Origin of the sequence: Rhodococcus koreensis, assembly GCF_900105905.1 — a bacterium.
In the GTDB taxonomy this organism is placed as follows: Bacteria; Actinomycetota; Actinomycetes; order Mycobacteriales; family Mycobacteriaceae; genus Rhodococcus_F; species Rhodococcus_F koreensis.
The window spans coordinates 7,483,548-7,509,654 of sequence record NZ_FNSV01000005.1; the positions used below are offsets into that span (position 1 = coordinate 7,483,548).

At 65.1% G+C, this 26,107-nt stretch carries 26 protein-coding genes; 14 read left to right on the forward strand and 12 right to left on the reverse strand.

The features are described 5' to 3' along the window. The first annotated feature begins 178 nt into the window (after positions 1–178). Both BLV94_RS38625 and BLV94_RS38630 read left to right on the forward strand, forming a co-directional pair. A complete protein-coding gene (locus tag BLV94_RS38625; RefSeq protein ID WP_072944154.1) occupies positions 179–1,360 on the forward strand; it encodes a PucR family transcriptional regulator in 1,182 nt (393 codons plus the stop codon). Between the two features lie 22 nt (positions 1,361–1,382). Further along, complete coding sequence (locus BLV94_RS38630; RefSeq protein ID WP_072944155.1) at positions 1,383–2,684, forward strand: type I glutamate--ammonia ligase; 1,302 nt, start codon at positions 1,383–1,385, stop codon at positions 2,682–2,684. A gap of 8 nt (positions 2,685–2,692) precedes the next feature. On the opposite strand, the gene BLV94_RS38635 is transcribed toward BLV94_RS38630, so the two are convergent. The 4 genes from BLV94_RS38635 to BLV94_RS38650 form a co-directional block, all read right to left on the reverse strand. Further along, positions 2,693–4,123, reverse strand: coding sequence for an NAD(P)(+) transhydrogenase (Re/Si-specific) subunit beta (locus BLV94_RS38635; protein WP_072944157.1), 1,431 nt, complete (start codon positions 4,121–4,123; stop codon positions 2,693–2,695). Then, complete coding sequence (locus tag BLV94_RS38640) at positions 4,123–4,446, reverse strand: NAD(P) transhydrogenase subunit alpha part 2 (RefSeq protein ID WP_072944158.1); 324 nt, start codon at positions 4,444–4,446, stop codon at positions 4,123–4,125. Before BLV94_RS38640 ends, BLV94_RS38635 begins: the two co-directional genes overlap by 1 nt. Continuing rightward, positions 4,446–5,594 (reverse strand): NAD(P) transhydrogenase subunit alpha, encoded by a 1,149-nt coding sequence (locus BLV94_RS38645; RefSeq protein ID WP_072944160.1) that lies wholly within the window; start codon positions 5,592–5,594, stop codon positions 4,446–4,448. Before BLV94_RS38645 ends, BLV94_RS38640 begins: the two co-directional genes overlap by 1 nt. Before the next feature lie 144 nt (positions 5,595–5,738). Further along, positions 5,739–6,545, reverse strand: coding sequence for an SDR family NAD(P)-dependent oxidoreductase (locus BLV94_RS38650; RefSeq protein WP_072944162.1), 807 nt, complete (start codon positions 6,543–6,545; stop codon positions 5,739–5,741). A 401-nt stretch (positions 6,546–6,946) separates the two neighbouring features. Here BLV94_RS38650 and BLV94_RS38655 point away from each other — a divergent pair, with 401 nt between their 5' ends. Both BLV94_RS38655 and BLV94_RS38660 read left to right on the forward strand, forming a co-directional pair. Next, complete coding sequence (locus tag BLV94_RS38655) at positions 6,947–8,098, forward strand: ABC transporter substrate-binding protein (RefSeq protein WP_083395805.1); 1,152 nt, start codon at positions 6,947–6,949, stop codon at positions 8,096–8,098. Between the two features lie 24 nt (positions 8,099–8,122). After that, a complete protein-coding gene (locus tag BLV94_RS38660; RefSeq protein ID WP_072944165.1) occupies positions 8,123–8,887 on the forward strand; it encodes an SDR family NAD(P)-dependent oxidoreductase in 765 nt (254 codons plus the stop codon). Positions 8,888–8,949: 62 nt separating this feature from the next. Here the strand turns inward: BLV94_RS38660 and BLV94_RS38665 are convergent, their stop codons facing one another. From BLV94_RS38665 to BLV94_RS38680, 4 genes are all read right to left on the reverse strand, one after another. Beyond that, a complete protein-coding gene (locus BLV94_RS38665; RefSeq protein ID WP_143051456.1) occupies positions 8,950–9,888 on the reverse strand; it encodes a PDR/VanB family oxidoreductase in 939 nt (312 codons plus the stop codon). Between the two features lie 66 nt (positions 9,889–9,954). Beyond that, complete coding sequence (locus BLV94_RS38670) at positions 9,955–10,155, reverse strand: ferredoxin (protein ID WP_244163747.1); 201 nt, start codon at positions 10,153–10,155, stop codon at positions 9,955–9,957. 83 nt (positions 10,156–10,238) lie between these two features. Further along, on the reverse strand, positions 10,239–11,087 hold the full coding sequence (locus tag BLV94_RS38675) for a cytochrome P450 (protein ID WP_208613725.1): 849 nt from the start codon (positions 11,085–11,087) through the stop codon (positions 10,239–10,241). A gap of 565 nt (positions 11,088–11,652) precedes the next feature. Continuing rightward, the gene (locus tag BLV94_RS38680) at positions 11,653–12,873 is read right to left on the reverse strand and encodes a fatty acid desaturase family protein (protein WP_072944170.1); all 1,221 of its coding nucleotides are present in this window, start codon (positions 12,871–12,873) and stop codon (positions 11,653–11,655) included. Between the two features lie 192 nt (positions 12,874–13,065). On the opposite strand from BLV94_RS38680, the gene BLV94_RS38685 reads away from it, so the two are divergent. After that, positions 13,066–13,470: a WXG100 family type VII secretion target gene (locus BLV94_RS38685; protein WP_072944171.1), complete on the forward strand. Its 405-nt coding sequence runs from the start codon at positions 13,066–13,068 to the stop codon at positions 13,468–13,470. A gap of 47 nt (positions 13,471–13,517) precedes the next feature. Here BLV94_RS38685 and BLV94_RS51150 read toward each other — a convergent pair whose 3' ends face one another. After that, on the reverse strand, positions 13,518–13,742 hold the full coding sequence (locus tag BLV94_RS51150) for a hypothetical protein (protein ID WP_244163749.1): 225 nt from the start codon (positions 13,740–13,742) through the stop codon (positions 13,518–13,520). A gap of 279 nt (positions 13,743–14,021) precedes the next feature. Between BLV94_RS51150 and BLV94_RS38690 the strand changes: the two genes are divergently transcribed. From BLV94_RS38690 to BLV94_RS38705, 4 genes are all read left to right on the forward strand, one after another. Next, positions 14,022–15,818: a TPR repeat domain-containing protein gene (locus tag BLV94_RS38690; protein WP_244163750.1), complete on the forward strand. Its 1,797-nt coding sequence runs from the start codon at positions 14,022–14,024 to the stop codon at positions 15,816–15,818. Then, positions 15,815–16,558 (forward strand): hypothetical protein, encoded by a 744-nt coding sequence (locus BLV94_RS38695; protein WP_072944175.1) that lies wholly within the window; start codon positions 15,815–15,817, stop codon positions 16,556–16,558. The genes BLV94_RS38690 and BLV94_RS38695 overlap by 4 nt, the downstream gene beginning before the upstream one ends. 97 nt (positions 16,559–16,655) lie before the next feature. Continuing rightward, on the forward strand, positions 16,656–17,135 hold the full coding sequence (locus BLV94_RS38700; RefSeq protein WP_072944176.1) for a MaoC/PaaZ C-terminal domain-containing protein: 480 nt from the start codon (positions 16,656–16,658) through the stop codon (positions 17,133–17,135). 97 nt (positions 17,136–17,232) lie between these two features. Next, positions 17,233–17,556 (forward strand): hypothetical protein, encoded by a 324-nt coding sequence (locus BLV94_RS38705; RefSeq protein ID WP_072944178.1) that lies wholly within the window; start codon positions 17,233–17,235, stop codon positions 17,554–17,556. Between the two features lie 326 nt (positions 17,557–17,882). Here BLV94_RS38705 and BLV94_RS38710 read toward each other — a convergent pair whose 3' ends face one another. Next, a complete protein-coding gene (locus BLV94_RS38710) occupies positions 17,883–18,245 on the reverse strand; it encodes a VOC family protein (protein ID WP_072944180.1) in 363 nt (120 codons plus the stop codon). A 120-nt stretch (positions 18,246–18,365) separates the two neighbouring features. Between BLV94_RS38710 and BLV94_RS38715 the strand changes: the two genes are divergently transcribed. The 3 genes from BLV94_RS38715 to BLV94_RS38725 all read left to right on the forward strand — a co-directional run bounded on the left by BLV94_RS38715 (position 18,366) and on the right by BLV94_RS38725 (position 20,899). Next, positions 18,366–19,322: an ADP-ribosylglycohydrolase family protein gene (locus BLV94_RS38715; protein WP_072944182.1), complete on the forward strand. Its 957-nt coding sequence runs from the start codon at positions 18,366–18,368 to the stop codon at positions 19,320–19,322. A 355-nt stretch (positions 19,323–19,677) separates the two neighbouring features. Continuing rightward, a complete protein-coding gene (locus BLV94_RS38720; RefSeq protein WP_072944183.1) occupies positions 19,678–20,379 on the forward strand; it encodes an alpha/beta fold hydrolase in 702 nt (233 codons plus the stop codon). Between the two features lie 79 nt (positions 20,380–20,458). Then, on the forward strand, positions 20,459–20,899 hold the full coding sequence (locus BLV94_RS38725) for an SRPBCC family protein (protein ID WP_072944185.1): 441 nt from the start codon (positions 20,459–20,461) through the stop codon (positions 20,897–20,899). Between the two features lie 47 nt (positions 20,900–20,946). Here the strand turns inward: BLV94_RS38725 and BLV94_RS38730 are convergent, their stop codons facing one another. Next, the gene (locus tag BLV94_RS38730; protein ID WP_244163751.1) at positions 20,947–22,614 is read right to left on the reverse strand and encodes a plasmid pRiA4b ORF-3 family protein; all 1,668 of its coding nucleotides are present in this window, start codon (positions 22,612–22,614) and stop codon (positions 20,947–20,949) included. A 195-nt stretch (positions 22,615–22,809) separates the two neighbouring features. On the opposite strand from BLV94_RS38730, the gene nhaA reads away from it, so the two are divergent. After that, the gene (gene nhaA, locus BLV94_RS38735) at positions 22,810–24,678 is read left to right on the forward strand and encodes a Na+/H+ antiporter NhaA (RefSeq protein WP_072944188.1); all 1,869 of its coding nucleotides are present in this window, start codon (positions 22,810–22,812) and stop codon (positions 24,676–24,678) included. Between the two features lie 52 nt (positions 24,679–24,730). Here the strand turns inward: nhaA and BLV94_RS38740 are convergent, their stop codons facing one another. Beyond that, complete coding sequence (locus tag BLV94_RS38740) at positions 24,731–25,078, reverse strand: GNAT family N-acetyltransferase (RefSeq protein WP_072944283.1); 348 nt, start codon at positions 25,076–25,078, stop codon at positions 24,731–24,733. A gap of 94 nt (positions 25,079–25,172) precedes the next feature. On the opposite strand from BLV94_RS38740, the gene BLV94_RS38745 reads away from it, so the two are divergent. Then, positions 25,173–26,069: an LLM class flavin-dependent oxidoreductase gene (locus tag BLV94_RS38745; RefSeq protein WP_072944189.1), complete on the forward strand. Its 897-nt coding sequence runs from the start codon at positions 25,173–25,175 to the stop codon at positions 26,067–26,069. The last annotated feature ends 38 nt before the right edge of the window (positions 26,070–26,107 follow it).

A 26,107-nucleotide genomic window follows, 5' to 3' on the forward strand; every position in this document is an offset into this window, starting at 1 on the left:
CGAGTACATGGTGGACCGCGCCACAGAATTGGAAGATTTCTGTGGCGTAGAACACCGATTCTCGTCCCCGTTGCGGGCGTCGCGCCATAGGCAGCGGCTGTGAATGTAGCCCACCGGGGCTATGCCGTCGCACAAACGGGGGATGGCGCCGACTTCATCCGGTGGATAGTCTTGCCGGATGACTGTCAGCCCGGATGTCGCGCCGTCGCCCACCGATCTTCTGGGCTCGATGCTGGAGTCGGTGGACCAGTTGTCCGAGGAACTCGTCTCGCGCATCCTGTCGGCCGAGCACGGCTACGTGGAGGCGACACTCCTCACCCCGGAGCAGTTGTACGCGGCGTGCGTCGACAACCTCACGGCGATGCTGGGCAACCTCGCGGGCAGTGCGCCGATCCGGCTGGAGGCGGCGCGTGCGGCCGGACAGTTGAAGGCCGAACAGGGGGTGCCGCTCGCGGCGCTGCTCCACGCGTTCCGGCTCGGTGGTCGCCTGATCTGGGACGAACTGATGAACCGCTCGGAGGGCCGCGCCACCAACGCGCTGCTCGACATGGCCGCCCAGGTGTGGGCGCTGGTGGACGTCTACTCGGACAGCGCCGCGGAGGCCTACCGGGAGACCGCCGACCTGCGCGCCCGCGAGGACGCCGAGTCGCGGGGCCGGCTGATCCGCACCCTCTTCGGTGACCATGCCGCCAACCCGGCCGGCGCCGCCGACGCGCTCCGCACGTTCCGGATTCCGGAGAACAGCACGTTCCTCGTCGTGTCCGCCGAGGCGGCGGCGTCCCCGTCCGCAGCGGACGTCGTCCAGTCGGACCTTCGCGGTGCGGGGGTCGACTCGGTGTGGGACTCGGAGGTCGACGGCCGGGTCGGGCTGCTGTGGGCCGCCACCGCCGAGGTCCTCGATTCGGCGCTGGACGTCCTCGGCCGCACCGGTCACGGACGGATCGGCGTCAGCTCGGCGTTCGGACGTCCGGGTGGGACGAGCCGGGCCGTGGAGCAGGCGCGGATCGCCCGCCGCTGCGCGGGGCACGGCGGGTGCACCGTCACCCGCTACGAGTCGGTGCCGGTGTCGCTGCTGCTTGTCAGTGTTCCCGACGCCGGGAAGCTCGCGTCGAACCAGATACTCGGACCGGTGCTGGCCCTGCCCACGGAGGAACAGGAAAGCCTGCTCGCCACTCTCGACGCCTGGTTCTCCTGCCGCGGCTCCACGACGGCGGCGGCCACCCGGTTGCACTACCACCGCAACACCGTCCTGTACCGGCTGCGCCGAATTCACACCCTCACGGGACGCGATTTCTCCGACCCCATCGACGCCGCCGAACTGTACGTCGGTCTGCGGGCGCACCAGCTGCTCGGTTCGTGACCGGGGCGGTGGCGAGGCACTGATGCGCGGCGCAGGGAACGACTTCGCCCCCACCGACCGCATCGTCGGCTCGATCGTCGACATGGCCGGGGTCTCCCGGGCGAAGATGCTGCCCATCGCGAGGCTGTCCACGTTCGTCGACGCCGGTGCGGGCGCCTCGCCGAGCTGGAGTGTGTTCTGCGTCGACGACCACCTCGCGTTCACGCCGGCCTTCTCCGTGGTGGGCGACCTTCGGCTGCGGATCGACGCCGACGACGTGAGAAATCTGGGCGACGGCACGTACTGGGCGCCGGCGTGCCTCACCGAGCAGGACGGAACGCCGTCGCTCGCCTGCACCCGGGATGCGCTGCGGCGGGTGACGGCGCGGCTGGAGGAATCCGGGCTGAGCGCGCGGACCGGCCACGAGATCGAGTTCACGCTGTTCGACGCGGCGACGGCCGACGAATGGTCCGCGTACGGACTGAACGCCGTTCTCGCGCACGACGACTTCTTCGCACGACTGCTCGCCGCGGCAGCGACGGCCGGGCTGCCTGTCGAACAGGTCCACGCCGAGGCCGGGCTCAACCAGTTCGAGGTGTCGCTCGCCCCCGCCGACCCCGTCACGGCCGCCGACGACGTGGTGCTGGCCCGCGCACTGATCAGCCGGACCGCGCGTGCCCAGGGGATGCGGGCGTCGTTCTCGCCCATGCCCGTTGCGGGCGGTGCGGGAAACGGCGCCCACCAGCACGTGTCGTTCGCCGAGGACGATCGGCCGATCCTGTCCGGAGGTCCGGGCCCACACGGGCTGACGGCCGCCGGTGGCGCCGCGGTCGCCGGGATCCTGCGGGCGCTACCCGAGTTCACGGCGGTTCTCGCCGGGTCGGCGCTGTCGCATCTGCGGTTGCGCCCGGGGATGTGGTCGGGGGTATCGCGCTGCTGGGGGCTGGAGAACCGCGAGGCAGCGGTCCGCCTGTGCACGGACACCGCCGGGAACCCGCACGGCGCGAACCTCGAGATCAAACCCGTCGACCCCTCCGCGAACCCGTACCTGAGCGGCGCCGCCATTCTCGGCGCCGCCCACGACGGGATCGTCGGTGCGTTTCCACTACCGGACGAGGTGTCGGTCGACCCGGCGAACCTGGCAGGCGCGCACGCCGTCGACCTCCTCCCGACCCTGCCGTCCGACGTGCTCGGGGCATTCGAGTCCTCGGCACTCGCGCGGGACCTGTTCGGTCCGCTCATCGTGGAAGCGCTGGCGGCGGTCAAGCGCTACGAGCACGCCGAGTACCGGGACAAACCGGTCGACGAGGTCGCGCAACGCTTCCGGTACGCGTGGACGTCCTAGGTCGAGCGCTACAGCGCCTTGAGTTCTTCGGTCACTTCGGCGACCGACTTCTTGGCATCACCGAAGAGCATCGACGTGCCCTCGGCGAAGAAGAGCGGGTTCTCGATACCGGCGAAACCGGAGTTCATCGAACGCTTGAGCACGACGACGGACTTCGACTGGTCGACGTTGAGGATCGGCATCCCGTGAATCGGTGAACTCGGATCGTTGCGCGCTGCCGGGTTGGTGACGTCGTTCGCGCCGATCACCAGGGTGACATCGGTGCGAGCGAACTCGTCGTTGATGTCGTCCATTTCCTTCATCGCGTCGTACGAGACATCTGCCTCGGCGAGAAGAACGTTCATGTGACCGGGCATACGCCCGGCGACGGGGTGAATGGCGTATTTGACCTCGACGCCCCTCGTTTCGAGCAACTTCGCCATGTCCTTGACGGCGTGCTGGGCCTGCGCGACAGCCAATCCGTATCCGGGTACGACGATGACCTGGTTGGCGTAGGCCATCTGGATTGCGGCGTCGGCGGCCGACGTCGCCTTGGCCGTGCGCACGACGCCGTCCGATGCTGCCACGTCACCGCCGCCGCCACCGAATCCACCGGCGACGATGGCGGGGATGGACCGGTTCATGGCCTTGGCCATGAGGTTGGTCAGGATGGTGCCCGAAGCGCCGACGATCATGCCGGCGACGATCATCGCCTGGTTGTTCAGTGCCAAACCTGCTGCAGCGGCCGATAACCCGGTCAGCGCATTGAGCAGAGAGATGACGACGGGCATGTCGGCGCCGCCGATGGGCAGGACGACCATCAGGCCGAGGATGCCCGAGAGCACCAGAACCCCCACGATCCACAGGGAGCCGGTCGGGCCTTCCGGCGAAATCGCCCTCATCCCGATGACCACCGAGAAGCCGACTGCGGTGATGAGCAGCAGAGCATTGAGCGGCTGCTGGAGTCTTCCGATTCCGATCGGGCGACCGGGCAGGGTCTCCTGCAGTTTCAGGAACGCGATCACACTGCCCCAGAACGAGATCGAGCCGATCACCGCGGCGAAGAGCGAGGCGACGACGATGTGGACCGTCGGCGATTCGCCGTGCTGAAATGCGGTGAACCCGTCCGAGTCCAGGAATTCCGCGTACGCGATCAACGCGACCGTGCCGCCGCCGACACCGTTGAACAGTGCGACCAACTGCGGCATCGCCGTCATCTTCGTGCGCAGCGCCGGCGGAACACCCAGACAGACACCGATCAGGAGGCCGGAGGCGATCAGGATCCAGTTCCCCATCTGCGCGTCGCGAATGGAGATCAGCGTCGCGACGACAGCGACGACCATGCCGACCGCGGCGATCTGGTTGCCGCGCACCGCGGTCTTCGGGCCCGTCAGGCCCATGAGACCGTAGATGAACATCGCGAACGCGACGATGTACAAACCATTGACCAGGTATTCCATTACCGGTCACCATCCTTCGACACAGACGCGGCGGCCGGCTTGGCCTTGAACATCGCCAACATGCGGTCGGTGACCACGAAGCCGCCGACAACGTTCACGGTTCCGAAGACGAGCGCGACGAACAAGATGATCTGCAACCCGAGCGACGGATCGTGCACCTTGCCCAGGACGACCAACGCACCCAGCACGACGATGCCGTGGATGGCATTCGTACCCGACATCAGCGGAGTGTGCAGGGTGTTCGGAACCTTGGAGATCACAGCGAAACCGACGAACCCGGACAGCACCAGGATCGCGATGTTCGCCAGAAGCGATGTGTACATCAGGCGCCCTTCTCTTCACGGGTGACGCACGCGCCGGCGAGAACCTCATCGGAGAAGTCAGGAGCCAGGACGGCAACCTTCCCCGTTCCTTCGCCCGCACCGCCGTCGAGGAGCATCAATTCGATCAGCGCGGAAATGTTCTTCGCGTACAACTCGGACCCGTGCTCGGGCATGGACGCCGGCAGATTCAGCGGCGAGCAGATGGTCACGCCGTGTTTGACGACGGTCTGACCCGGTTCGGTGAGCTCGCAGTTGCCACCGGTTTCACCCGCGAGGTCGACGACGACACTGCCGGGCGTCATTCCTTCGACGGCGGCAGCAGTCACCAGACGCGGGGCAGGACGACCCGGCACCAGGGCCGTGGTGATCACGACGTCGAAGCCTTTGATTGCATCTTCGAGAGCCCGCTGCTGCTTCGTGCGCTCGTCCTCGGTCAGCTCGCGTGCGTATCCACCCTCACCGGCCGCGTCGATTCCGAGGTCGAGCCATTGCGCGCCCACCGACCGCACCTGGTCCGCGACCTCGGGACGCACGTCGTATCCGGTTGCGCGGCCACCGAGACGCTTCGCCGTCGCCAACGCCTGCAGACCTGCGACACCGACACCGAGCACCAGGACCGTCGCAGGCTTCACCGTGCCCGCAGCTGTGGTGAGCATCGGGAAGAACCGTGTCGACTCCGACGCCGCCAACAGAACAGCCTTGTATCCGGACACGTTCGCCTGCGAGGACAGCGCATCCATCACCTGGGCGCGCGAAATACGTGGAATCGCCTCCATGGCGTATGCCTCGATTCCGGCGGCCTCGAGCTCGGCAATCCGATTATCCGCACTGCGCGGATTCAAGAAGCCGATCAGCCTCGTCCCCGCGCTGATCCGGCTGATCTCGTCCGTGGACGGGGGTGCAACCTTCACCACTACATCAGCGGTCCACGGATCGCCGATCTTCGCCCCGGCAGCGGTGTACAGCTCGTCGGGAATCAACGCCCCCATACCGGCCCCGGACTCGACTACCACATCGACGCCCTTGCCGATCAGAGCGGACACAATTTTCGGCACCAGAGCCACCCGGCGCTCACCGTCACTCGATTCTCGAGGGACACCGACCAGGCACCTCTGACTATTGCCGCTCGATACTTCATTCGATTTCAAATCTGCACCTCGATAGGTCTGGAAAGCTGACTGGGAAAACTGGTTTCGCTCGGCCTCGGTCGAGGCAGTGGAATCGGGTGCACCGCCGTCGACGTGACGTCGACGACGGTGCACTTGGTTGAAGTGGTTATGCTGCTGTCGATTTCACTCGCGCCGAGCGAACCCGAGCGGGTCTCGGGAGGTCGCACCGCCCTCGACCGGAATCAGGCTGCCGGTGATGTAACCGGCCGCCGGGGACAGCAGGAATCCGATGGCGCCTGCCACCTCGTACGCCTGCCCCAAGCGCTCGAGCAGAGCCTGGTTGACGATCAATTCTGCTGCTGTCCGGCCGATCCGGTCGAGCGTCTCGACCATGCGGGCGGTCAGGAAGAACCCCGGGGTAACGCCGTTGACTCGGACGCCCGCCGGACCGTATGCGGCCGCGAGTTGCTTGATCCAGGTGTTCAGCGCCGCCTTTGCGGGACCGTAACCGGGGGCGGCCGGGCTGGCGTACTGGGACCACGAGCTGGAGACGAAGACAATGGATCCGCCGCCGCTGCGGGCGATCAGCGGACAAAGCGCTTGCCCGAGAAGAAACGCGTGCCGGGTATTGACACGGAAGTCGTCTTCCCAGTCGGCCAAGGTGAACTCCGCCAACGGCTTCGGAGTCGTCCTGCCGACGACGTCGACAAATCCGTGGATCTCCCCGACTTCGTCTTCGATGAACTTCACGAGTTCCGCGACGCCGGACTCGGACGTCACGTCGGCACAGAGTGAAGGGCAGTTCAGGGTTCGGCTGATCGACTCCGCGCCCGCGGGGTCGACGTCGACGCATACCAATTCGGCGCCCATGGAGGCCAACATGCGACTGGTGTGTTCCCCGATGCCACTTCCGGCCCCGAGTACGACAATCCGATGTCCGTCCAACCGGAGAAGTCGGCCGTACTCGACATCGGCGGCGGCGACAGGCACATTGGATCTCAGTGCTTGGTGCAATGTCAGTTCCTTTACGGATCAGTTCGGAGGAACGGAGGCAACTGTGCGCGAACTATCGGGTCCGACGAAGAAGGCGCATGAAACTCCGAGTTGGATGCCGTTGCAACACAGAATCTCTCATGAGGTGAGAATCGCATCCCGGGGGTATACGAGCAACCGAAAATGTCTATCGGGGTGATAGTTCCTGGGTATGTCGATCGACCTTGACACCTTGGTGCGCTGCTGGTCCACTAGTGGCCAGCCGATTTGGGTGAGTGAACGTCCTGTGATATCGCGTGCGGGAACTTCTGTGGTTTGTACGATTCGGGATCGGCTGTCCACTTTCAGGCGAAACGATCGATTTTGCCTGCCCTGATGTTGTGAGCTTAGGGAGAGCGATGAGCAAGGATTTCCACCGTGTCGAATCCGCCGGGCGAATTCGCGGAGCGGCGCCCGGGTCTGCAATCAGCCGGCGCAATGTGTTCAAGTTTGCCGGCGCTGGAGCGCTGGCCGTCGGTGTCGGTTCCGTACTCGCCGCATGCGGCGGAGGCGGCGGAGCAGCCGGAACGCAGGGACCGAAAGCAGCTGGTGCGCTCGCGAGGCCGACTCCATTCGTCGTGGGATCGTCATCCGGCGACAACTTCCTGATCGATGCGATCAATGTCGCTCAAAACCAGTTCTCCCTCTTCAACCTGGAAGTTCCCAAGCTCATCTACCCCCAGAGCGGTGTGCAAGGTTTGCAGATGGTCAGTGCGGGCGCGATCGATGGCGCTGCGATGGACACGATGGGCGCAATGCTCGCCTTCGCCAAGAGTCAGAACGGCAAACGGCCGGTGATTGTCGGTATGCGCATGCCGGTCAACACCTACAACCTGATCGTGGGGCCGGGTAACTGGCCCGGTGAGAACGCCTCGTTCGTCGACAAGATGGCTTCCTTGAAGGGGAAGACGATTGGTGTCACCGCGATCGGTGCAGGTACCGACAACATTCTGAATCTGGCGCTCGAGGCGGCTGGGATGGAACGCGATGACATTACTGTCCTCGGGGTTGGGCAGCTGTCGGCCGCCATCGCCCAGATGAAGAACGACCGGCTCGATGCCTATGTGGGATTCACGTTCGGCGCGGGTCTGTCTGTTGCCACGCAAGTCGGTGGCCGGATGCTGATCGATTTCAGTGCCGCCGGTACCCCGCAGCTGTTGAGTGATCTGCAGGTTTGTCCCTTGGTCATGCGTGAAGACAAGGTCGAAGCGAATCAGGACACTGCCGACGCGTGGCTTGCTGCGCAGTGGGAGGCCAAGACATGGATTACTGACAATCGGGCTGCTGCGGCACAACTCCTCAACGAGGGAACCTTCAACAACGAGGCACCGGAAGACGCGGCCAGGACAATCGATTTCATGGTCGATCGTGTCTTCCCGAAGGTCGGTCCCAACTGGAAGGTCACTCGTAGCGGGATCGAGCATGCTGCCGAGGTGATGGACCGGCTGGGCATGCTCGAGAAGGGCGCGGTGCACTACGAAGACATCGTCCCGCCCTTCGCACGCGTCTGATCCAGGTAGCAGAGGGATTCTCGCATGATCAATCAGATAGCAGGTAAGAGTGACGCATTCGATCTGTCGAACAAGGTTGCGGTCGTCACCGGGGCAGGACGAGGGATCGGCCGTGCGTGCGCACTCCACCTCGCAGGCGCGGGCGCCGACATCGTCCTGGCCTCTCGAACTTCAGCGGAGCTGGACGCTGTCGCACATGAGGTGGAGGCGCTCGGCGCGAAGGCGCTGGTCGTACCGTGCGATGTCGCCGACTTCGACGCGTGCGATGCCGCGGTCCGTGAAGCCGTCGATGTGTTCGGTGACGTCGATGTTCTCGTCAACAGTGCCGGTGCGGGGGCTCCCTGCGCGGTGATCGACGCCGATCCCGCCGACTGGGCCCGTGTGGTCACACTGAACTTGATAGGCACGTTCAATATTGCGCGAGCCGTTCTCCCCTTCATGATCGAGGCGGGCGGCGGCCGGATCATCCTGATCGGGTCGGGTCACGGGCATTCCACGACGGCTGGATTTTCGGCCTACGGTGCGTCCAAGGCGGGAGTCAGTCATCTCACGAAGACCTTGGCCGAAGAAGTCTGGGAGCATGGTATCGACGTGAACGAAGTGATTCCCGGGCCAGTAGCGACACAGCTCACTCGAGGTCTGGTCGCAGTGGGTGAAGCCCCTGACGGCTTGCCGAGTGAGCGTGTGAAGTTGCCGCATGAAGTCGCAGAACTGGTCGGGTGGCTGGCCCAGCAGCGCGTCGGCGGTCCCACCGGGCAGGTCTTCAGCCTGGCACGTAGAGCGTTGTAGATCGTCATGCCCTGGCCGAAAAGGTAGAGCCCTTGCCCCCGTGGGGGCAAGGGCTCTGTCGGTCAGAGGTCGATGGCGAGACGCGTACTCAGTGCACGCGAGACGCAGATCATCATCGTCTTGCCGGCCTCGCGTTCACGCTCGTCGAGAACGGAATCCCGATGGTCCGGGACGCCGTCCAGAACCGCGACCTCACACGAGGCACACGTACCCTCCATGCACGACGAGAGGACCGGAACACCCGACTGTTCGACGGCGTCGAGAATGCTCTGACCGGGATTCACGGTAATTGTCTTCCCACTCTGCACCAGTTCTACTTCGAACGCAGTCTCGGCTGCATGCTCGTCGATGGCTCGCGGGGAGAAGCGTTCCACACACAGAGAATCCGAAGGCCAGGTCGGTCGGCACCGGTCCTCGACCGCGGCGAGAAGCGGTTCAGGTCCACAACAGTAGACCAAGGTCTCGGGATCGGGATCTGCCAGTACTGAACCGAGATCGATGAACCCGACCTCGTCCTGCGGATAGAGATGAACGCCGGCGTGGTCGAATTCCAACAGCTGATCGACGAAAGCCATCGACTGGCGCGAGCGGCCACCGTAGTGAATCGCCCATCGGGCACCCGATTTCGCCGCAGCGGACATCATCGGCAGCATCGGGGTGATACCGATCCCGCCCGCAATGAAGAGGTAGCTACGTGACGGCCGGAGTGGGAACAGGTTGCGTGGCCCCCGTGCCGTCACGAACGACTTCTCCTGCAGTTCATCATGAATTCGTTGCGATCCGCCCCGGCCCGAGACGTCCCGCAGCACCGCGATCTTCCAACAGCCACGGTCGGCGGGATCTCCGCACAGCGAATACTGGCGAACCATAGACTCCGGCAGGATCAACTCGATATGCGACCCCGGATCCCACGCCGGAAGATCCGATCCGTCTTCGTTTCGTAACTCGAGTTGGATGATGTCATCGGTGAGGACCGTCCGTTGTTCGACCACGAGTCTCACTTCGGTTCCGTTGAACGAATTGCGCACTGTGAAGCCTGCTTTCCACCCATCGATCGGGCACCGTGATCAATCCGTGTGCACCACAATGGCTCCGGATGGACAGATACGTTCCGATTCGATCACCCCCTCTTGCTCGCCGGGGAGGACGTTCTCCCGAAGAACGAACACCAGACCGTCGTCGTCGTTCTGATCGAAGATGCCCGGCTCACGCCCGACGCAGAGTCCCGCCGCAATACACTTCGTGTTGTCTACCGACACCCGAATCACAACCGCTCCTTGCCATCGAACTTCCTCACGGGCTCACCCGGCAGGTGAAACCCGCACCATGAGTTGTCTGTGTGGTTCGCTCGCTACCAGGTAACCGGGAATTCGTGGACCCCATAGAACGCTGAATCATCCTTGAATCTGAGCTGTTCGATCGGCTGTGCCGACCGGAGACTGGGAATGACGTCGAACACGGCCTCGATCACAACTTCGAGTTCCATACGCGCGAGAGCCTGCCCGAGGCACTGATGAACGCCGTACCCGAAGGCCATGTGCTGGCGGGCTTCCGGCCGGCCGACATCGAGTACCTCCGGATTCGGGAAGATGGACTCGTCCCAGTTCGCCGCGGACACCGCCGCAATGAAGCCGTCGCCCGCCGGAATCGTTCGACCGCCGACCTCGATGTCTTCGAGCGCCAGGCGCATCGCATTGCTGTGCGTGACCGACGTGACGCGGAGAAGTTCCTCGATGGCGTTGGTGACGGTGACCTCGCCGGAGGTGATTCGCGCCAGCTGGTCTGGATTCTCGAGTAGCGCCATCGTTCCCAGGGTGATCACGTTGGCGGTGGTTTCATGGCCGCCGAGGAGGAGAAGATTCGCGTCCATCAACGCATCTTCGCGGGTCAGATCACCGTTGGTCACATGGTCCGCCAAGAAGGTCATGACGTCGTCGCGGGGGTCGACACTGCGCGCGTCGAGCAGTCCGCCGAGGTAGTCGAGCAGTTCGTCGGTGGCCTCCGTGATTTCGGTGGGGGTGGCTGTGCGTGAGATCCGTATCGCACTCTTCTCCTGGAAGAATTCGTGATCCTGATAGGGGACGCCGAGTAGTTCGCATGCGACTGTCGACGGCACGACCAGGGAGAACTCGGTGAAGAAGTCGACAGGCGGAGTCTTGGTGACCAGGTTCTCCAGGAGTTCCCGTACCAACTTCGTCACAGTCGGCCGCAATGCCTCGATCCGATGAACGGTAAAGAAGGGGATCAGTAGTCGGCGCCGTCGGCTGTGCTCTGGTCCGTCCATCCGTTGGAGGGATTCGTCCTGCATCTTGGCTGCCTGATCGGACGCGGACAGGAAGGGAAAGTTGGGTCTTCTCGTCTGCGAACTGATCGAGGATGACCGCAGGATCGAACGGATGTCGTCGTAGCGCGTCAATAACCAGGCCGAACGGCCATCCCAAAGGTTCACCTGCGCAACCGGTTGAGTATCTCGCAGTTCGCGGTACTCGGCAGGTGCGGAGAACGGGCAAGTCCTGCGCATAGGGAATTCGGGAGTGGGAACAGGTGACGCCATAGGTTACCTCCACACATCAAGGGATTTGTGACGACGGTCTCACTGATCCTGGTGTCGGCGCACGGCAGCGTCAAGGAACTTCTCCGGCTCAGCGGCTATCGCCGCGATAGCCGTTTCTTGCTTGTGTTGCGGTGGTGGGAACCGTTGCTGCCCAGGTGATCCTGTTCGATCAGATCCGGTGCAACGCTTCCGGTACGCGCGGGCGTCCGGGTCAGTTGCGGATCATCGCCAGCGCCGTGCGCAGCCCGCGCCGCTTACCGGTCGCAGGGTCGACCCCGAACACTTCCTTCATCCCACCCCGGATGCGGAAGCGCAGTTCCGACGCCGTCTCCGGTGCGTCGTCCGCGGACGCCGACAGGAAGCGGTTCGGCAGGGCGAGTTTGAAGATGGTGCGCAGGGTGAGTCCGTACTGGTGGGGGAGGGAACCCGTCGTGTACGGGAGGTCGTACTTGTCGCACAGTGCCCGCATTTTCACGCCGATCTCGGCGTAGCGGTTGCTGGGGAGATCCGGGAACGCGTGGTGCTCGATCTGGTAGCAGAGATTGCCGCTCATGAACGCGAGCACCGGGCCCGCGTGGAAGTTCGCCGAGCCCAGCATCTGGCGCAGATACCACTCGGCCTTCGTCTCCTGGTCGAACTCCTCCTCGGTGAACTTCTCGGCACCGTCCGGGAAGTGGCCGCAGAAGATGACACCGTAGGCCCACAGGTTCCGGATCACGTTGGCCGTGATGTTCGCCGTGAGGGTGCTCTTCCACGCCGGGCCGGTCAGCGCCGGGAACACCACGTAGTCCTTGCCGACCTGCCGCGCGATCTTCCGTCCCACCTCCTTCGCGTTGCGTAGGGTTTCGGCGCGGTCGTAGTCGCCGCGCCGGATACTCTCCACGTCCAGGTGGTGCAGCGCGACACCCCACTCGAACAGCAACGCCAGCAGCACGTTGTAGAACGGCTGCGCCAGGTACACCGGCGACCACTTCTGGTCGCGGGTCATCCGCAGAATCCCGTAGCCGACGTCGCTGTCGAGTCCCACGATATTGGTGAACTTGTGGTGCACGTAGTTGTGGGAGTGCTTCCACCCCGAGGACGGGCACGTGTTGTCCCACTCCCAATTCGACGAGTGGATCTCGGGGTCGTTCATCCAATCCCATTGGCCGTGAATGACATTGTGGCCGAGTTCCATGTTCTCGATGATCTTCGCCGCACCCATCAGGGCGGTACCCAGGAGCCACGCCGGTCTCTTCCGGCTGCCGAACAGGACGACCCTGCCCGCAATCGCCAGCGACCGCTGCAGCTTGATCGCCCGATCGATGTACCGCGCGTCGCGGGCGCCGCGGGACTCCTCGATGTCGGCGCGGATCGCATCGAGTTCCGCGCCCAGCGCCTCCACGTCCGCCTCGGTGAGGTGGCTGTACTCCTTGATATCTGTAATGGCCATCTCGTCTCGGTACCCGGTTCGTGCCATTCCCAATCTGCGTATCCGCTCAACCGATGCACAACCGTGTCGTGGTCATGCGTCCGTGTGAGGGTGGTCCGCTATTCTCTCCACGGTCGCCGAGCATTCGGTGGCCCGGGTCCAGGGGTGGACCTCGATGCAGATAACAGGGGGAAGTCGATGTCAGAGGGCGATATGACGTGGCCGGACAGTGTCATCGGTTCACTGGACGGGACCGGTGTGCCGCGACCTCCGCTGGCGAGCGTCCCAGGATTGCCGCCGGTGCTCGGCGGACCGGACGTCACGGTGGTCAAGGTCGACCCCGACATGCTCCGTGCGATGTCCGGTTCGCTCGGCGCCATCGCCCGTGAGGTCGAGGCGCTGGGCGACCGGCGGAGCTTCGTCGACGCGGGCCGGGCCGTCGAGGGGTCCGACACCGCCGCCGCGTGCCGGGACGCCGGCGCCATTCTCGCGTCCGCGCTCGGAGTCGCAGCCAGCCGCATCGACGAGATGGCGTTCATCGCGGGTGACGGGGCCGAGAACTACGACGTCACCGACACGGCGTTCGCTTCGCAGCTGTCGGCGATGGGGGAGATGTGATTCCGCCGAGGTCGCAACTGCACGTCTGGAACCCGCAGGACCTGAGGTCAGCGGGCGAGGAAATCGGTCGGACCGCCGAAGACACGCGAAGCCGGGCCGAGGACGTCTATCGGGTCGTCGCGGATCTTGGCCTCCACGACGACTGGCGCGGTCCGTCGCAGGCGGCCGCCGAGCAGCGGGCGAACACCGAGCGGACGGAATTCCGTCGGCTCGCAGACGATCTGGAGGATCTGTCGACCGCCCTGGTGGGCGGGGCCGATCGCCTCGGTCATGCACGGGACTACGTCGCCGCCGTGATCGACAAGGCGGCGACCGACGGATGCACCGTCTCCGACGACTGGCAGATCGTCAGTCGGCCGAAGACGATGAGTGACGCCGAAGCCGCCGAGCACGCCGACCTGACGGAATACTGGCGCAGCCAGCTCGATGGGGCCCTGACGGAACTCGACAATGCCGATCGGGACATGGCGGCGGCGATCCGGGACGCCCTCGGGGCCGTCGCGGCGAGCGCCCCCGCGTCGGCGGGCCTGTCGGGGCACGAGGGCACCGAGTTGGGCGAGCAGGTCGCGCGAGGCGGTTCCGACATTCCGCAGGACGTCCGTGACCGCGTTGCGCGGGAGATCGCGGCCGCCGGGCTCACCCCCGCGCAAGTGAAGACGCTGGCCGACGGCGGCAAGGTCACCGACATTCCGCAGGGAACTATGGATTTCCTCCAGCAGTTCTACACCGCAGCCGGCAAGGACGGCTTCCTCGCACTCTCAGAGCAGTACAGCGAGAACGGTCGCACGGAGGCCGCGAGCGCGCTGTCCAACGGCCTCGCCGTCGTGTCGAACTACAACGTCGGCAGTGCAGCCGGTGACGTCGGCGGACAGAGTCACATCCCGGAAAGTCTTCGTGGGCTGTTCGAGGGGCCGGTGACGTCGACCGGCAACCTCACGAAGGGCGCGCACGATGCCCCGCAGCAGTCGATGGTCGTCAACAACGGCCACGACCTGGCACGATTCACCAAGGCGTTCGGACTCGCGGACCCCGCCGTCCAGCAGGGCAGTGAGCTGAGCGAGAATCTTCTCTCCCGTGCCGGCGAGATCGCGTCGGCCACCAACGACAAGAGTCTGCTGATCGGCGACTCCTTCGACCACAACGTGCTGGGCCGCGACGGCGTCGACACACTCCTGCAGGACATGATCGGGGTCGGTGGCCGCGATCACGTCGCCGTCCACAACATCCTGTCCGGTGAAGGCATGCCGACCAGTTACAACCGCGACGACGTCGTCATGCCTCTGCTCCAGCGCGATTGGGCCGAGGGCGGCGAACAGAACGTCGCCGGGATGTTCGACTGGATCGCCGGCGACGCCAGACCCTCCGATCCGTCGGACCCCGGAGAGATGTTCCGGTCGCAACAAGCCGGCGAATCGGCCTTCGGGCTTGCACAGATCCTCGCGGCCAAAGACGCCGAACTCCTCGACATCCCCGGGATGAAATGCCAGGCCATCGGCGAGGTGAACCCCGAAATCACGCAGGCTTTGGGCACATCACTCGCACCCTACATCGGCAATATGGTGGGGGTGCCCGAGTCCTTTACCGGAACCAATGCCTTCAGCGGCGAATCGGGACATGCGCACTTGCGGCTGGAGGAAGTGCCGCGAATCTTCTCTGTGATCGACTCCAACGCCGACGCGGCGGGCTACTTCAACGCTCAGGCCTTGGGAGTGTCGGCGCAACTGGAACAGGCATGGGCTGTCGACGGCCAGACGCATCAGAATCCCCACTACCAGTACGGGGGATGGGCGGGCAATCTTCAGGGCGTGGTGGACAAGGGATTCGATCTCGAGTTCGCCGACCGGCTCGGCGACGAAACCTCCCAGAACGCAGCCGGTTTCGAGAGCAAGGGGGTTGCCTACGACACGATCAGGACAGTTATCAGCAAGGGCGTCGAATTCATTCCCGTCGCAGGCCCTCTGATTTCGAGCGGAATCGATCTCGCCGACCCGACGTTCAAGAGCGCGGTCATGGGCTCCATACCGGACAGCACACTTCAGGCGAACACTGACTTCGCCGACAACGCCTTGCTGGCAAATCAGTACTACCAGATTGCGTTGGGTTTGCAGGCGGCGAACGGTGGGGCCCTGGAACCGTACGAGGGGCTCGATCTGTTTCGCGATGGCGAGAATGGCCCACTGCTTTCATACGACGAGATTGGCGCTGAAAATCCTTACCAGAGACTCCCTCTGCTGCAGTCCGGCTTGGTCGGATACATGACGGACTCGGGCATCACGGGACTGGGCAATTTCATTGACGCATTGAACGCGGGCCGTGATCAGGTGAAGGACTTGAGGTACGGGCAGTGAGGCGGCTGGGCATCCATACGATCGCTGCAATTCTCTTGTTGTCGGCGTGCGGATCCGAGCCGACACGAGAACCAGTCGTGTCGCCGGCAGTTGACTCTGCTACGTATTCCATTCCCGACAACATCGACTACAACTACCGTTGGTCGGCGGATCCCGGCATCGACTTGTTCACCCCCGCGGCGACAGTTGTCAGGGCGTACGTGGAGTCGTACTACCTGACAGTCAGGGCCCTAACCTCGGGCGCGGGATATCCGGGGTTCTCGAAAGCTGTGGACGAGAGTCTCCGGACCGACTACGGCAACCCCCACGATCTGGCGAGGCGAAACTTTGTCGGTACGCAGTTTCAACATCTGCTTTGGATGACACCGACCGAACACGGTTGGTTTGCGACCGTGTGCACAGGCGACTACTCGGTGATGCGCGAGGGCGGCGACGGAAGATTCTTCAACGTCGGAACGACAAATATCGTGGCGGAAACGGTGGAGATTTCGATGAAAGACTCGAGCACCGGCATCCAATCGGCGAAAGGTCCTGAACGTGCTCCGATCGCCGATGTATTCGGCGAGGCGAGAGTAGTTGACCACGTAAAGAGCGCACGAAATCAAGATGCGTTCCTCGAATGCCGGAACCGGATGCCGGACGGGCCGTCGAATCGGCCCACGAAGTGGGACCTCCCGCACGACGCCCCATACCCGACGCTTGCTCCGTATCCGGGCTGGCCGCGGTACGACGAGAACTGACGATCGTCTTCTGCGGCCGGCGGCAGGGCGCTGTCGCTGCAGCCGTCGTGCGGTCATATCCTCGACGGAGTCTCCGTGTTCGTGGAGGCGCGAGCGAATGATCGGACGGTTTGTGGTGGACAGCAAATGTGACGTCGTCTATGCGGACGACCTCGGGGTCGGCGAGAGGTTCGAGCTGGGCTCGTACACGGTGACCGAGGAGGAGGTGCTCGAGTTCGCGGGGCAGTGGGATCCGCAGTCGTTCCACATCGACCGTGAATCCGCAGACGAGGGCTATTTCGGTGGGCTCATCGCGAGTGGTATCCACACGATTGCGGTGTGTCAGCGACTGTCGGCGACCACTCTCTACGCCCGCTGGAGCGTCATCGCAGGGAGCCGGATGCGCGACGTCAACTTCCTCCGGCCGGTGCGGCCGGGTGACGTGCTGACCGGGAACCTGCTGATCGAGGACGTGAAGCAGGACGGTCGGGGGCGGGCGTTGGTGACCGTAGCGACTGAGATTCTCAACGGGTCAGGCAAGCAGGTGCTGACGTCGGTGACCGAGATGTACGTGCGCTGCCGCCCAGAAACCGACTGATCGTCGAATTTTCTGGACGAAACACCCTCGTCGAGGATTGTTTTTCGGGTTTCTGGGTATCGCAGCCTGGGAGGCCATGAAACCAACGGAGGCAATCATGAGAATGGGTAGGAAGGTCGCCGCGGTGGCAGTGTTCGCGGCTTCGATCGGATTGGGAGCGTCCGGTGTCGCCTGGGGCGGCAGTCTCGACTCGGCGGTGCCGGTGCGCAGGCCGGATGTCATTCAGCCGATGCCGCCCGGGTTCCCGCAGAATGGTCCGATCGGGTGCGACGACTGGGCAGAACCGTACGAGAACAACGTCCCGGCGTGGGGCACCGATCCGTACAACCAATTCGACAACTGGTGCGACGGCCCCGACGACGGTCTTTCCGCGCAGCAGCCGCCGGTCAACGACGATCAAGGCCGGACGGTCAATCCCTGATTCGGCGGTGATCATTCACACGAGGCAGTGGGCCGTCGTGTAGCTCGGTCGTGAACTGAGATCGACCGCCCGTCAAAGTGTCAGCCACGAAATTCGCTTTTCGAGGGTTGTGTACGTTGTTCATGGGCACAGACCGTTGTCGGCGTCATTCGCCTATGGGAGGCAGTGCGCATCTGCCTTCCGGCGTTCAATAGGACAGTTGGTACGACGGACCGCCGCAACCGGCCATGTACAGCGGTGACGAGGGCGGGGGCGACTCACCGAACGAGCCGTAACCGATCGATCCGAATCAGCGCGTCCGGGAACCTCGTTCCGGGCGCGCTGATTCAGTTGCCGGAGGGTGGTTCGTGCAGACCGAAGGCGGACCCCTGGTCGTCGTGGCAGAGCTTGAATCGCCCGAATTTTGCTACCGACTCGGGATCGTCACCCAGATCCACGGCGTCGATTGTGCCGCCGAGTGCCAGAACGTGCTCGACTGCGGCGTCGAGGTCCGGCACCCGGAAGAAGACGTAGGGGCCGGCGCCCTCGTCGCCGCCGTGGATCCCGCCCGGCACGTTCGGGGTGGCGATCGAATATCCCGATCCGCCGGGTCCCGATTCGAATTCCCAGCCGAACAACGCCGAGTAGAACTTTCGGCCCTGCTCCGTGTTGGCCACACCCAGTTCGAAGAACGACAGTTCGCCCGACATGAGCACTCCTCCGTCGACAGTGTTTACGTGACGCTACGCCGACGTGCCGACACGCAGAAGTCTTGCATGTTAGATCGATAGTGCTCTAATATTGGAGCGAATTCGATCTAAGGGGGATTTGTGGAGTTGACCGAACGCCAGACCGACCGAGCCGCAGGCGTATTGATTGCCACCGCCGCGGGCGACGCGCTCGGGGCGGGATACGAGTTCACCACCCCGGCGGCCGATGCGGTGATCGACTTGGTCGGGGGCGGCATGTTCGACTGGGCGCCGGGGGAGTGGACCGACGACACATCGATGGCCGTAGCCGTCGCGGAGGTGGCAGCGTCCGGAGTGGATATCGGCCGGGATGACGGACTGGATGCCGTTGCTGCACAGTTCGTTCGGTGGATCGATTCGAACCCGCCCGACGTCGGCAATCAGACGCGCGCCGTGCTGTCGGCCCGCGACGGCTCGGCCACCGCCATGCAGCGGCGGGCACGCAGCATCACGGGGAGGAAGGGCGGCAACGGTTCGCTGATGCGGACGGCCCCGGTCGCGCTGGCGTATCTCGACGACGCCGAGGCGTGCGCCGAGGCTGCGTACCAGATCGGTGCTCTCACCCACGACGATCAGCGCGCCGGAGAGGCGTGCCGGCTGTGGTCCCACGCGATCCGGCACGCAGTGCTGTTCGGGACGTTCAACGGGGTCCGGGAATACCTGCAGGTGGCGCCCGCTGAGGTCGGCGAGTACTGGGGACCGCTGCTCGACCAGGCGGAACGCGGCACACCCGCCGACTTCCCGAAGAACGGCTGGGTGGTTCACGCCCTGCAGACGGCGTGGTGGGCGATCAGCGGCGCCGACGATTCGGGGCCGCATCACCTTCGGCTGGCCCTCGAGCGGGCCGTCCGGGCGGGCAACGACACCGACACCACCGCGGCGATCGCGGGTGGGTTGCTCGGTGCCCGGTGGGGTGCGTCGGCGGTCCCGGACCGGTGGCGCCGGATGCTGCACGGCTGGCCGGGATATTCCGCGGACGATCTCGAGCGGCTGGCGATGGCTGCCGTGCGGAGGGGTGAACCGGCCGACCGGCGCTGAGCATGAACGCGATTCGTACGTGAGCGGCGCGGTGTGCCGGGGTGCGCGGCGCCACTCACGTACGGGGGAACTACGTCAGGCCGCCAACTCGTCGGCGATTTCGATGTCGATTTCCTCATCGGTCATTCCGCCGAAGAGATGGTTGGTGAACATGTCAGCTCGGTTCTTGTCGTGTGTGGTCGTTCCCGGCACGATCGGAGCGACTCGTCCGATCTATGGTGTGTATCGCCGCCGACTGCGCTGCCGTTTCACTCCCACAGGTGAGTGGCAAAGTGTCCTCGGACGCGCATTCCCGCTCACGTAGCGCTTAGGCTCATCTCGACCGTTCGTGTCCCGGAACAGGAGATGAGTCGAGATGCCCGCAACCTTCGTTCTGCTGCCCGGCGCCGGCTCCGACTCGTGGTACTGGCACCGCGTCGCGCCGATCCTGGAGGGGAGCGGGCACTCGGTGATCGCCGTCGACCTCCCGTACGGGGACGACGACGCGGGCCAGTACGAGTTCGCCGACGTCGTCGTCGACGCGGTCGAGGACGTCGAGGGGGCGATCGTGCTGGTCGCGCAGTCCATGTCCGCGTTCACCGCGGCGATCGTCTGTCAGCGCGGCGAGGTCGACGTCGACCTGCTGGTTCTGGTGGCACCGATGCTGCCCGCGCCGGGGGAGGCGCCGGGGCGGTGGTGGGAGACCACCGGCCAGCCGGAGGCGAAGCGGGCGTTCGACGTGCTGGAGGGCCGCGATCCGGACGCACCCGACGATCTGCGGGCGCTGTTCTTCCACGACGTGCCCGACGACGTCACCGAGGAGGCGTTCAGCCATGAGGAGCCGGTCATGTCGGACACCCCGTTCGGGACGGTGTGGCAGGCGGAGGCGTGGCCGTTCGTGAAGACGCGGGTCGTCGCCGGCAGCCGTGATCGGCTGTTTCCGCTCGACTTCATGCAGCGGATCGTCCGCGAGCGGTTGGGTATCGCACCGGAGGTCATCGACTCGGGACATCTCGCGGCACTCGCGCGCCCCGGCGAACTTGCTGCCATGCTGGAGCGCTACGCGTCCGAACTGTAGGCCAGGTGAGTGGCAAAGCGTGCTGGAGGACGCATTGCCACTCACCTAGGCACCCGGAAACGAGGAGGAGAAGCACCAGATGGCGTTGTCGGTATCAGGCGAGTTCGAGATCGAGGCGAGCCCCGAACAGGTCATGGCCGCGCTGGTGGACGTCGAACGCATCCCCGAGTGGTCGGCGGTGCACAAGAAGGTGGTCGTCGAGTCCCGGTTCGACGACGGACGCCCTCGCACCGTGCGGATGACGCTCGCCGTTCTCGGCGTCTCGGACACTCAGCTCGCCGAGCACAAGTGGATCGGCGACGAGCACATGTCGTGGACGCTCCTCGAGAGCGAGAAGCAGAAGTGCCAGGAAGGGGAGTACCGACTGGTCCCCACCCCGCGCGGGACGTCGGTTCAGCTCACGATGGCAGTGGAACCGAAGGTGTGGGTGCCGAAGTCCGTGCTGCGTCAGGGGCAGAAGCAGGCCGTGCGCTTGATCCGCAAGGGATTTACCCAGTTCGTTCTCGAGAACTACGTCTGAGTCGGTGTCCGCCCGTGATGCGCGGACACCGACGCGGGTGGCTCCCTTTACGCGAACAACGTCTCCAAGGCTTTGTTCACCCGGGCTCGATCGAACGATGTCGGATCGAGTTGCTGACCTGGGCGAAGGCCGAGCCACTCCCGGATCTCGGAGTGTTCCTCGTGATGCGGGTCAGCGCTGGCTTCGATCTTGTTCGCCCAGCCCCACGGCCCGCCGGAATCTTCGTAGGGCGCCATATTGTGTCCATCGAGGCAGAGCGCGGCAGGGGAGTCGGGTGCAGGGTTGTCGACCGACTCGACCTCGATGTGGTGGATCCAGTCGTCACCGAAGTCGTACAGGTAGGTGAGACAGTCGCCGACCGAGCTGAGCAACAAACCGATCGCGACCTCCTCCTCCGGGACGGCAGTACCCACGACATCACGGTGCGCGATGTCGGCCGCGGGAATGAACACTTCGCCGCCCGAGTACGCCGGTCCGGCGGAGAACTCGTGGAGATGAGAGTCTTCCCACCCGAACGCCGACTGGACAATGTCATGGAGAGCGGCGAGCGGAAGCGCGGCATCGAGTCGAATGCGACGCCAGACAGGAATGTGCGTGCCTTCCAGCGAGATCCGCACGGTAATGTGTGAATCCAACCCTCCGGATGCCGCGTACTCGTTTTCTGCATTCGCGAGTTGGACGGCGCGAAGGACGGCAGGCTGCAGCGCGGCTGGAACTCGGTACGCGTCATCCCTGGTCAGCCATTTCTGTTCCACCAGCGTGTCCAAACGGTCGTAGACGAAGTCATCCATCAGCGATTGCTCGTCATCGAACGGCGCGTCTTCCGAGCTGGCAGTGGGCTCCTCTGTCATCCCCGCCAAGATCACCTGGATCACCACGATATCGCTCAGATACGCGGGGTCGAGTGGATCACATTGCGTCGATACGAGTTGCCTGCGGACGTATTCGGTGACAGTTGCACGAATCAGCGGTAGCGCGCGGGCTGTGCGGTCGGTGACCAGCTCGGCGTTCGATCCGCGGACCGCCCGTGTGGAGTTGACGGTAATGAGACCGATCTCTTCCGCGATTTCCCACAATTCCAACAGTTCGGGCACATCGCGCATCGAGCGGATGCGCCGCGCCCGCGGAAACCCGTCGGAGTCGACGGCGAGATCGATACCCAGCGCGTGAGCGAGATCGGGAAGCGAGGCGGGTTTGGGCACCTTGGTGGAGGTGACGGGCGCACCCGCGCCGACCCATTCGACGAGTGCGACGAGGGTCGTGATCACCGGAAGCGAGGTGAGTGCGCGAAGTTCGTCTTCTACGTCCACGGCGGGAAGTGTGATGTCGTCCGGAAGGAGGACGGGTGGTTGCGGCTCGAGGAATTCGATGAGGTCCTCGATGCAATGAATGAGGTTGTTCTCGGTGCCGGTCCACAGCCGGTTTTCGTCGAGATAGTTGAGGAAGGTCAGGGCCGAGGCGACGATCGCCATGGCGACGTCCTCGACGTCGTCGGCAGCTTCTGCGGATACTTGGTCGGCGACATCGAGCAGGTTGTGCGCGTCCGCGGGGAGCCAGCCGGTGGCGCGGAATCCGCGGCGGCCGCGTGCGAGGTTGGTGAGTGTCGACTCGACGAGGTGCGCGAAGAGATCCGTGTCTACGGGGAGATCGCCCGTGTGCAGCCATTGGACGAAGTTGTCGATAAGAGCCGGGTCGACGGCGGGAGTGGGAAACATCGGCACAATCGTCGAGCGGTTCCTCCGCTGGCGTGCCTGCTGTTTTGCCGCCCGCTTCTGGCCCGGATTCCTACCCCGCTTCGACCCCATGCCGCGATGATATCGCGGCCGGATCGGAGTTTGCTCGGACCGCCGGGCGGCCCGAGCGTGGCGGCGTTAGGCTGACCAGCGGCAGAGGAGGTGAGTGAGGACCAGATGACGGTCGAGCAGAGCAGCCCCACCACACTTCGACGATTGTCGGCGCGGTTGGCCCTGATCCGCGACGACACCGACGACGACAAGTTGTCGGCCGGCTTCCTCCTCGTCGCCACGATCCTCGCGTTGGTGTGGGCCAACATCGGTGATTCGTACGAGTCGTTCTGGCACACCCCGGTGACCATCCAGATCGGCGACTACAGCATCGGTCTCGACCTGAAGCACTGGGTCAACGACGGGTTGATGACGCTGTTCTTCTTCGTCGTCGGGCTGGAGGTGAAACGCGAGCTGACGATCGGCGAGCTCACCGACCGTGCCCGCGCCGCCGTGCCGCTGCTCGCCGCGATCGCGGGGCTCGCGCTGCCCGCCGTCCTGTTCCTGCTCCTCAACCCCACCGGGGACGAGGCCAGTGCGTGGGGCGTCGTCGTCTCCACCGACACGGCGTTCGTGCTCGGCGCACTTGCCCTCGTCGGACCCCGATGCCCCGCCCGGCTGCGCGTGTTCATCCTGACCCTGGCCGTCGCCGACGACATCGGCGCCCTCGCCATCATCGCCGTCTTCTACACCGACAACCTGCGGCTCGGACCGCTGCTGCTCGGGTGCGTCGGACTGCTGCTGATCCTCAAGCTGCGCAAGCTCGAGGTGTGGCGGGGTGTGGTCTACTTCGTCGTCGCGGCCGGCACATGGGTCGCGTTCTACGAGTCCGGCGTCCACCCCACCCTTGCCGGTGTGCTGATCGCGCTGATCCTGCCCGTGTATCCGCCGCGGCGCAGCGAGGTGGAGCGGGCAGGTGAGCTCACGCGGGCGTTCCGGCAGTCACCGAACTCCGACTACGCCCGCGCCGCCCAGCTCGGGGTGCTGCGCGCGGTGTCCGTCAACGAGCGGCTGCTGCGCTTCTACCAGCCCTACACCGCGTTCCTCGTGGTCCCGATCTTCGCGCTCGCCAATGCCGGCGTGGTCATCACCGGGCAGACGCTCGCGGAGGCGGCCCGGTCTCCGCTGGCGTGGGGCATCGTGCTCGGCCTGGTGGTCGGCAAGCTCGTCGGCATCACCGCGGCCACCGCGTTGTTCTCGAAGCTGCGGCCCGGCAGCCTGCCACCCGGGCTGAGTCTGTCGCAGATCGCCGGCGGCAGCGCGCTGGCCGGCATCGGTTTCACGATCTCGCTGTTCATCGTCGACCTGGCCATCGACTCGCCCGAGCTCGCCAACGACGCCCGCGTCGGCGTCCTGACGGCGGCCGTCATCGCCACCGTCCTCGGGTGGGCGCTGTTCCGGATCTCGGACTGGGTGCACCCCCCGACGGAGGTCGTCGGACTCACCCTGCTCCGGCCCGTCGCCACCGGCCGCGATCACGTGCGCGGGCCGGTGGATGCGCCGCTCACCCTCGTCGAGTACGGCGATTTCGAATGCCCGTTCTGCAGCAAGGCCACCGGCAGCATCCGGGACGTGCGAGCACAGTTCGGGGACGAACTCCGCTACGTCTTCCGGCATCTCCCGCTCGACGCCGTCCATCCCCATGCCCGGTTCGCCGCCCAGGCGAGTGAGGCGGCGGCCGCCCAGGGCCGGTTCTGGGAGATGCACGACCACCTGTTCGCCAACAGCGACGCCCTCGCCGAGGACGAGATCTTCGGGTACGCGGCCGAGTTGGGGCTCGACATGGACCGGTTCGAGGAAGACATCCGCAAAGGCACGTACGGTCACCGCATCGACGACGACGAACTCGACGCCGAGTCGAGCGATTTCCGGGGGACCCCCACGTTCTACCTCGGTGCGACGGGCACCGACCTCACCCGGCACACCGGACCGTACGACGCCGCGACCCTCATCCGGCAGCTCGAGGAGGCTCGCGGCGCCGACGGCGCACCCTGATCAGCGCTGCCGACGGCGCACCCTGATCAGCGCTGCCGACGGCGCACCCTGATCAGTGCTCCCGGTGCCGTACCGCCTCGATCGCGTCCGGGGTGACCGGGTCGACGTCGTTGGCGAAGTCGTCGTGCTTCTCGAGGTAGCGGGCGACGAACGGGCAGATCGGCACAATCCGTTTGCCGCCCCCGACGGTCTCCGTCAGCGCGCTGCGGATCAGCGTGCTGGCCAGGCCGCGGCCCGCGAACTGCTCGCCGATCTCGGTGTGGAAGAAGATCCGCTGATTCTCGTGGTCCAGGTATTCGGTGAACCCGGCCAGCTCGTCGTCGACACGGATTTCGAAGCGGTGGTGTTCGGGCGCGTCCCGGACGTCGGGTGCGGGAGCGTCTTTCGTGTCGTCTGTCATGAACCCACTATGCCGCGCGACGAACCGGGTGTTCCCGGCGGCCACGGTGTTGGATGATCGAGGGGAGCCCAGCGATCCGAGAAGGGACGCCACCATGGCCGACTACGGCAGGACCCCGCAGTTCGGGGTGTTCGTCACCCCGACGGTGGAGTTGCTGGCCAACACGTTCGAACTCGCCGCGCTCGCCGACGAGACCGGACTCGACCTGATCGGCGTCCAGGATCACCCGTACCAGGCGAAATTCCTCGACTGCTGGTCGCTGATGGGCATGCTGCTTGCGCGGACCGAACGGGTGCGGGTGTTTCCCGACGTCGCGTGCCTGCCGCTCCGCCCGCCGGCGGTGATGGCGAAGGCCGCGGCCAGCCTCGATGCGATGTCGGGAGGCCGGTTCGAACTGGCGTTGGGTGCGGGTGCGTTCTGGGAGGCGATCGGGGCGATGGGGGGTGACGTCCGCACACCCGGGCAGGCCGCGACGGCACTGGAAGAGGCCGTTCAGGTCATCCGCCTGATGTGGTCGGGTGAGCGGGCCGTCCGATCGGAGGGCACGCACTACCGCCTCGACGGCGTGCATCCCGGTCCCGTCCCGGCACACCCGATGGGCATCTGGCTCGGCGTCGGCGGCCCACGGTTGCTGCGCGCGCTGGGACGCTCCGCCGACGGGTGGGTGCCGTCGAGTTCCTATTTCCCGCCGGAGGTCCTGCCGGGCATGCACGCGAAGATCGACGCGGGTGCTGCGGACGCCGGCCGCGATCCGGCGTCGATCGTCCGCGTCTACAACGTGTTCGGCCGGGTGGGCGACAGCCGGTCGGACACGCTGTTCCACGGCACCACCGAGCAATGGGTGAGCCAACTGACGAACCTCGTGGTGGAGACCGGCATGGACACGTTCGTCTTCGGCACCGACGGCGACGACCTCGACCAGATCAGGAAGTTCGCGACCGACGTCGTGCCCGCGGTCCGGGCCGCGGTAGACGCGCGTCGCGGCTCCTGATGGGCGCACGCTCGACCCGACCGCAGGACCCCGATCAG

Coding starts and splice junctions, on each gene's coding strand:
- BLV94_RS38710 (WP_072944180.1), bottom strand. CDS start 18,245: ATGTCGGGCGAACTGTCGTTCTTCGAACTGGGTGTGGCCAACACGGAG.
- BLV94_RS38745 (WP_072944189.1), top strand. CDS start 25,173: ATGGCCGACTACGGCAGGACCCCGCAGTTCGGGGTGTTCGTCACCCCG.
- BLV94_RS38720 (WP_072944183.1), top strand. CDS start 19,678: ATGCCCGCAACCTTCGTTCTGCTGCCCGGCGCCGGCTCCGACTCGTGG.
- BLV94_RS38625 (WP_072944154.1), top strand. CDS start 179: ATGACTGTCAGCCCGGATGTCGCGCCGTCGCCCACCGATCTTCTGGGC.
- BLV94_RS38740 (WP_072944283.1), bottom strand. CDS start 25,078: ATGACAGACGACACGAAAGACGCTCCCGCACCCGACGTCCGGGACGCG.
- BLV94_RS38655 (WP_083395805.1), top strand. CDS start 6,947: ATGAGCAAGGATTTCCACCGTGTCGAATCCGCCGGGCGAATTCGCGGA.
- BLV94_RS38705 (WP_072944178.1), top strand. CDS start 17,233: ATGAGAATGGGTAGGAAGGTCGCCGCGGTGGCAGTGTTCGCGGCTTCG.
- BLV94_RS51150 (WP_244163749.1), bottom strand. CDS start 13,742: ATGACCGAGGCGATCGGCCCCGCCCACCAGGGCGGTCGACAGATCCTC.
- BLV94_RS38680 (WP_072944170.1), bottom strand. CDS start 12,873: ATGGCCATTACAGATATCAAGGAGTACAGCCACCTCACCGAGGCGGAC.
- BLV94_RS38660 (WP_072944165.1), top strand. CDS start 8,123: ATGATCAATCAGATAGCAGGTAAGAGTGACGCATTCGATCTGTCGAAC.
- BLV94_RS38685 (WP_072944171.1), top strand. CDS start 13,066: ATGACGTGGCCGGACAGTGTCATCGGTTCACTGGACGGGACCGGTGTG.
- BLV94_RS38725 (WP_072944185.1), top strand. CDS start 20,459: ATGGCGTTGTCGGTATCAGGCGAGTTCGAGATCGAGGCGAGCCCCGAA.
- BLV94_RS38635 (WP_072944157.1), bottom strand. CDS start 4,123: ATGGAATACCTGGTCAATGGTTTGTACATCGTCGCGTTCGCGATGTTC.
- nhaA (WP_072944188.1), top strand. CDS start 22,810: ATGACGGTCGAGCAGAGCAGCCCCACCACACTTCGACGATTGTCGGCG.
- BLV94_RS38700 (WP_072944176.1), top strand. CDS start 16,656: ATGATCGGACGGTTTGTGGTGGACAGCAAATGTGACGTCGTCTATGCG.
- BLV94_RS38630 (WP_072944155.1), top strand. CDS start 1,383: ATGCGCGGCGCAGGGAACGACTTCGCCCCCACCGACCGCATCGTCGGC.
- BLV94_RS38640 (WP_072944158.1), bottom strand. CDS start 4,446: ATGTACACATCGCTTCTGGCGAACATCGCGATCCTGGTGCTGTCCGGG.
- BLV94_RS38730 (WP_244163751.1), bottom strand. CDS start 22,614: ATGTTTCCCACTCCCGCCGTCGACCCGGCTCTTATCGACAACTTCGTC.